This is a genomic window from Aquiflexum sp., assembly GCF_041751335.1.
In the GTDB taxonomy this organism is placed as follows: Bacteria; Bacteroidota; Bacteroidia; order Cytophagales; family Cyclobacteriaceae; genus Aquiflexum.
Window position 1 is genome coordinate 1 of record NZ_JBGSXS010000134.1, and the last position, 6,492, is coordinate 6,492.

6 protein-coding genes are annotated in these 6,492 nt (G+C 39.5%); all 6 read right to left on the reverse strand.

The genetic code is table 11. The features are described 5' to 3' along the window. The coding region (locus ACEW8U_RS07145; protein WP_373521351.1) for a DASS family sodium-coupled anion symporter at nucleotides 1-1,105 on the reverse strand (1,105 nt) is incomplete at its 3' end. A 134-nt stretch (nucleotides 1,106-1,239) separates the two neighbouring features. After that, nucleotides 1,240-2,160: a creatininase family protein gene (locus ACEW8U_RS07150; RefSeq protein WP_373521352.1), complete on the reverse strand. Its 921-nt coding sequence runs from the start codon at nucleotides 2,158-2,160 to the stop codon at nucleotides 1,240-1,242. Nucleotides 2,161-2,167: 7 nt separating this feature from the next. Next, nucleotides 2,168-3,112 (reverse strand): MBL fold metallo-hydrolase, encoded by a 945-nt coding sequence (locus ACEW8U_RS07155; protein WP_373521353.1) that lies wholly within the window; start codon nucleotides 3,110-3,112, stop codon nucleotides 2,168-2,170. 19 nt (nucleotides 3,113-3,131) lie between these two features. Continuing rightward, a complete protein-coding gene (locus ACEW8U_RS07160; RefSeq protein WP_373521354.1) occupies nucleotides 3,132-3,695 on the reverse strand; it encodes a RidA family protein in 564 nt (187 codons plus the stop codon). Nucleotides 3,696-3,714: 19 nt separating this feature from the next. Beyond that, nucleotides 3,715-5,769: an amidohydrolase family protein gene (locus tag ACEW8U_RS07165; RefSeq protein ID WP_373521355.1), complete on the reverse strand. Its 2,055-nt coding sequence runs from the start codon at nucleotides 5,767-5,769 to the stop codon at nucleotides 3,715-3,717. A gap of 30 nt (nucleotides 5,770-5,799) precedes the next feature. Beyond that, nucleotides 5,800-6,492, reverse strand: a 693-nt coding sequence (locus tag ACEW8U_RS07170) for an FG-GAP repeat domain-containing protein (RefSeq protein ID WP_373521356.1), incomplete at its 5' end; no start/stop codon positions are given.

Consider the following 6,492-nt stretch of genomic DNA (forward strand, 5'->3'; position numbering starts at 1 on the left):
GTGTTACTACAACTATTAATACTATAAGGACATCTAGACCCCGAAGACCGGAAAGTTGTGTTCCTATCCATTCAGCGAGTCCACTGGTTTGAAAGCTGTCCGCAATTGACAGCCCTCCACCATACAATAATAGCACTCCCCATGGCAATGTTACTGCCTCATTCCATTTAAGAATGGTTGCAGAACGGCTCTTTCTTGGAATGATAAAAAACAGAAGCGCAAAAAAGATAGCTATCAAACTATCATCCAGAGTGGGTATAAAAGGTTTTAACAGAAATGATTGGGATACCCAACAAAATCCAGCTAATCCGAAAATGATTGCTACCACTTTTTCTTCATAAGTAATTTTACCAAGTAATGTCAACTCCTCATGAATCACTTTTTTGCCCCCTTCCATGGTAAGATTTTGCATGGGGAAAGCCATTCGGGTAAGGTAAACCCAACAAATGAATAACATGGTCACTGAAAATGGCAGACCTATTATCAGCCATTCCTGAAATGTGATGTTGTAACCAAAGAATTCTTTCAGTACTCCAGCCATTACCAGATTTGGGGGTGTTCCTATTAGTGTTGCCACCCCACCAATGGAGGCGGAATAGGCTATACTGATCACTAGTGCTTTTCCGAAATTTACCCTTGCAGAGGCATGAATTTGATTGACTACAGCTAAACCGATGGGTAGCATCATCACACTCGTAGCGGTGTTGGAAATCCACATTGACAGGAAAGCTGTAGCTACCATGAATCCGAGTACAATTTTGTTTAAATCCGTACCCATGAAATTAATGATATTCAGTGCAATTCTTTTGTGTAAACCCCATCTTTCTATGGCTCTAGCAATAATGAACCCACCTAAAAAGAGGAAAATAAATGGATGACCATAAGACTGTGCTGCCAATTTAATTGGTACAGCGCCTGTAATTGAAAACAACAATAAAGGCAACAATGCGGCTGCATAAATTGAGATTGCCTCAGTCATCCACCAAATAGCTACCCATGCTGTACTTGCAAGGACACCTGTAGCCTCTTCAGTTAAACCTGAAGGCGGAAAATAAAGCAAAATCATAAAAGCAGTTGGACCGCTTACCAGACCTATTTTTTTCAAGTTATTTTGGGTTTATGGGAAATAAGAGGTCCTAGCATATCTCATAGCCATATTAATTCTCACGGATGTATTTGAGAAACAATACAACCTAAGCAGACCTAATCGACCTGTAATTCCAAGAAATGTATTTTTATTTACTTTTTCGAGACAAGCTCATTCCATTTATCGATGAACTGAACACTTGCTTTTACAATATTCAGAGCATTCTCTCTCCCCCGTTCAACTGTAGCTTCTTTTGGGTTTACTTCTCCCCACACACCTGTCGGTGTCATTTCCAAGGTTGAGGTTTTCTTGCCAGTTTCTTCGGCTTTCAGGCCTTCCGAAAGAAACAGTAAGGTTGCCGTCGGGTCTCCTTCCAACATTAACGGAATCATATTCCTAAGATGACTGGGTAAGGCTAAATCGGATTGCTTTCCTAACTCCAGTTGTACCAGGTCAGGCATTAGATAGAGTGAATTAGAAGTTTCAGGAGTTCCGGCGTGTCTGTCTAAAAGCAAGGGGGCAACTTTTTTCATAGTAGACTTGGCAAAAAATGGTCTGATTGCTTCTTCAAAATTGACCGCTGTAGCAGAAGTGTTTTGATTGATTTGGTCGACAAGATATCCTGTTATGGCAGTATTACCGCCGTGAGAATTCATGATCATAAATCTTTTAAATCCATGCTTAATCAGACAATCAACTGCTTCCAAATGAACTTGGAGAATGGTCTCAGCTTTCAAAGAAATCGTGCCCGGAAAACCCATATGGTAGGGAGATTGACCTGCAAATAAAACCGGCGCAACAAGTACATCCCGTTCTTGTGCTATTAATTTACTGCGCTCTATACCATTAATAAAATCTGTCCCCATGGGAAGATGATCACCGTGCTGCTCCATGGCAGCAATCGGAATGATAACCATATCAGATTTTTCAAGCAATTCAGCTACTTCCTTTGTTGTCATGTGGGGAAGGTAGTTTTTTACTTTTTTCTCAGACCAAAGGGGATTTGTTTGAGCAGATAATTGTGCCATAAAAAACAAAAGAATTAATGTTGCAATAATCTTATTTTGAGTCATGGTAGTCTTATTTTGTGGATTTGATAACAAATGATTTTAGATGTTCAGGAACAATCACCCTGGATTCTGGAGAAGCAGCTTTAACTTCCTCGATAAAAGGGACTATTTTATCTTCAATAGCCTTTTGTTGAGAAAATTCATAGGGAACCCGAAAATTATCCCAATGGGTGGGTATGACAATTTTTGGAAAATTTGTAGCAGTGAGCAATCTTCCCGTATAATTGAAAATTTCATTTCTGGAAAAATTCACACCCGTCAAAATTACATCAGGAGTTAATCCGACAACTTCTTTTTCTATAAAATTCATTCCTCCCATCGTAAGCACTTGATGAGTGTCAAATCGAATCAAATACATTAACGATCCTCCTTCTATAAAATCAGCAATCTTGAGTGGTGCACCTGGCGGATCCTTGTACACCCGGGAATCAAAAAAGTGTTTAAACCTCAATGCTGAATGAAGAGAAGGTATAACTTTTACAGAAAACTCTTCGAAAATATAATCTTCCCCACCTTGAACTTCATAAAGTTGATCATCCGGAATCCCATAGGCTCTAAGTATATTACAAGTTGACTCGGTACCTATCACTTTAGCTCTTGTTTTTTTTGCAATGTAGGGAACATCGGAAAGGTGATCAAAATGAGAATGATGGACAAAGATGTAATCAGCCTTTTGAATTACCTTATCAATTAATGCAGAGTCTGATTGAAAATAATCTGATCTTTCGTAAGATTTCCTGGTGTCTTTGCTGTCAGAAGCCGGAGAATCGAGTTTTAATCTTGTCAAGTAAGGGTCAAGTAATACCACCAAACTATCTTGGGTGATTATCCACCCGGCAGCTCCCAAATATTTCAGTTCCAATTGTTGAGATTGCCCGAAGGCGATCTGACTAATAAACAACGGTACAAATACTAAAACATTTATGATAATGTCTCTTATGTGTTTTACTAACATATTTCTATATATTAAATTATTAATCTTCGACTTCAACAATCACTTCAATTTCTACAGCCTGCCCTCTGGGCAAAGTAGCCACCCCAATTGCAGCCCTCGCATGTTTACCCCGCTCTCCAAATACTTCCACCATAAGGTCGGAAAATCCATTGATCACTTTTGGCTGATCGATAAATGAGGGATCGGAGTTGACCATACCCAATACCTTCACTATCCGCTTGACCTTTCGCAGGTCTCCAAGCATGGATTTCAAAACGGCCAATTGATTGATTGCGGTGAGACGGGCTCCTTCATACCCTTCCTCAATGGTGACATCTTGACCCAGTTTACCTGTAATCTCCCTTCCATCTGCATATCTGGGTCCCTTACCGGCCAGAAAAATCAAATTTCCGGTGCGCACACCATTCACATAGTTGGCCACAGGTTCGGGTGGATTAGGCAATTCAATGCCAAGTGCAGCAAGTTTCCCTTCCGGATCAAATCCAACATCTTCTTCATCTTTTTGCCCGCTTGAGGAACAGCCTGCAAGGAGGAATATTGAACAGATTGATATAGTAATAATGCTTGAAATTAAGTAGGTCATATGTTTATGTTTTTATTGTTTATTTGATCAAAAAATCGGCAAGTGGCCATAGTGAGTCACAGACATAATACCTCCCATTCGTCACCACTGCGCTAACAGTCCTTATATTTACTATATCCTCAAGCGGATTTTTATCAAGAATGGCGATATCAGCCTCTTTGCCTACTTCGAGGGAACCGGTCACATCTCCTAAGCCCATTGATCTTGCTGATACAATCGTAGCAGCCTGGAGAGCTTCCAGTTTGGAGAAATTGCCCAGAAGATGGTATGTTTCGATCTCTGTATATAAACTAAATACCGGGATTGCGTTATCTGTTCCTGCGACAATGGGTACCCCTGCTTTTTGAAATTTACCAAGTATCTCCATTGACTTTCTGATTTCCAATTGAGCTTTGCCGTAAAAATTTGGTTTGACACCTTTTTGAAACCTCTTACCTTCAAATAATTCAGGGGCAATCCTATAAGCATCCGGATCAATGGTCTCTACATTTGCATTCAGGGGTATTGATCTTACAACATCTAGTGCTATGGTAGGATCCAGAACAGTTCCATGTTCCAGTAAAACTTTGATTGCATCTTCAATCTGTTTGTCGGTAACCCTTCTTTCAGAGATAAAAGACCTTCCCAAATAAACAATGCTTTCATCAGGAAATAAAATGGATAAAATAAGTGCGCGGTGATTTAGTTGATCCATTCCAAGCTCTATTGCCATTTTAGCATTTCCCACATCTACAGGTACATGCCCTGTAACGGTCATGCCCCTTTTATGTGCTTCATCAGTTAGGATTTTAACAATTTCCTTTTTTACACCATTATAGATTTTTATTTGATTATAGCCCAGATTATGGTACATCTCCACTACCTCTATGGCTTCCTCATGAGATCTTGCCCGAATGATTCCATTGCCGGTAATCCCTTCACCGTCTGTCATGCCTCCCAGCAAAACATCAGGTCCCATCGCTTTATTTTTGGCAATCGCATCTCTGAAAGCAATTGCAAATTCACGCTCATTTCCACAATCCCTGAAGGTTGTAATTCCTCCTGCCAAATAAGCCGGTGCCCATTGGACTTGGTTTGAGTGGGCATGCATATCCCATAATCCAGGGATCAGGGTTTTTCCAGTAACATCGATAATATTAGCACCCTCGGGAATTTCCACATCTTCCTTTTTACCAATTTTAGAAATTACCCCATTCTCCACCAACATCGTCATTTTTCTCTCTGTCTCATCCTTCAATCCTGTGACAATATCACCTCCGACAAATGCGGTAATTTCACTAAATTGAGCAGGAACTGCTTTTGTATATTCATCAAGCTTTTCCATTTGTTCCTCCACATTACCAGCAATGAACAGTGGAAGTCCTTCCTCATATCCTTTTCTTATTAATTCACGGAATTGTGTATTGGCATAAACAACAGCTATTAAATTGTTTTTTTGATCCAGCCATATTGTTCGGTTACCCCAGTTGATACCTGTCACAGTGTAGCGATCTAAAATCACTTCTTCCCCATTTAACATCAGTGTATCCTTTTTCTTAAAAGTAATGGATACTTCCCCTCTTGGTAGAGTCGGGATTTTATCCGGTTTACCTTGCTGGAAATAATATTTATAAAGCATCATCTCTATTCCGGCTGGAACCGCACTGTGCAATGGGAAATAACCTGTTCCTTGCACACTGACAGTATCCATGAATAATTCAGAGACTTTTATACTATTATCAAGGTATTCAACTTTTAGTACATTGGTAGTATCATCATTAGCGAGTCTGAAATTTTCATAAAAAATAGGCTCAAAATCTTTAGACATGATTAGCTGTGCTATAGTGCCGCTGATTCTTCCACGCTCATTTTCACCTTGGATCGAATTCACTACCATGCTATCTCCGAGTTGTTCGATTGTATAGGTTTCCTCACCAATTAAAGATTGCCTTCTATATACAAGAAAAGTATCACTGGGCACTAAAGCCAAGTCAGGTGGTCGACTTTCCGGCGATGTGCATCCTGTTAGAATTTCTAGAAATAAAATGAAAATGGGAATTATGTTTACATATATTCTATGAAGATATAATTTCATAACTAATGTTCTTTTTGATGAGAATATGATTTATTGTTTTTTCAATAAATTGAAATAATACACATTCAATTCATCGGAGTTGCTCTCGATAATATCCGGACGACCGTCACCATTGAGGTCTGCTGTGATGATATCATACGTATCAAAAGATTCATCACTAAGCTGCATTTGTGTCCAACTTAATCCCTTGCCACCATTGACGAATACTGCGTTTGGCTCTCTGAAATTCCCCACTACGATATCCAACTCCCCATCTAAGTCCACATCTGCCATTGCAAGGGCAAATGAATTAGACTCACTGCTATCAAAAACAACTGATCTTGTGAATTTTAAATTTTTATCGCCGAAATAGATAATGTTGGGTTCTCCGATATTCGCAGTTATAATATCTAAAAATCCATCCCCATCTAAATCTGCCACTGCCACCGACCTGCTGTTATCTTTACCACTCCCGAAGGGAATTTTCTTTGAAAAATCGAGTTTTCCATCGTTTAAACAAATAAAATTCTGTTCATGCTGACGATTGGCTAGAACTAAATCCAAGTGGCCATCACCGTCCATATCCCCAACATCTACACATATCGTAGCATCATCACTTGTGCCAAAGGGAACAGAAATCGGGAAACTTCCCTTGCCGTCATTTAGACAAATTTCATTCTCCTTGCCACGATTGGTGATAAGATTATCAGTATACCCGTCATTGTTTATATCTGAAACTATGAT

Coding starts and splice junctions, on each gene's coding strand:
- ACEW8U_RS07150 (WP_373521352.1), bottom strand. CDS start 2,160: ATGACTCAAAATAAGATTATTGCAACATTAATTCTTTTGTTTTTTATG.
- ACEW8U_RS07155 (WP_373521353.1), bottom strand. CDS start 3,112: ATGTTAGTAAAACACATAAGAGACATTATCATAAATGTTTTAGTATTT.
- ACEW8U_RS07160 (WP_373521354.1), bottom strand. CDS start 3,695: ATGACCTACTTAATTTCAAGCATTATTACTATATCAATCTGTTCAATA.
- ACEW8U_RS07165 (WP_373521355.1), bottom strand. CDS start 5,769: ATGAAATTATATCTTCATAGAATATATGTAAACATAATTCCCATTTTC.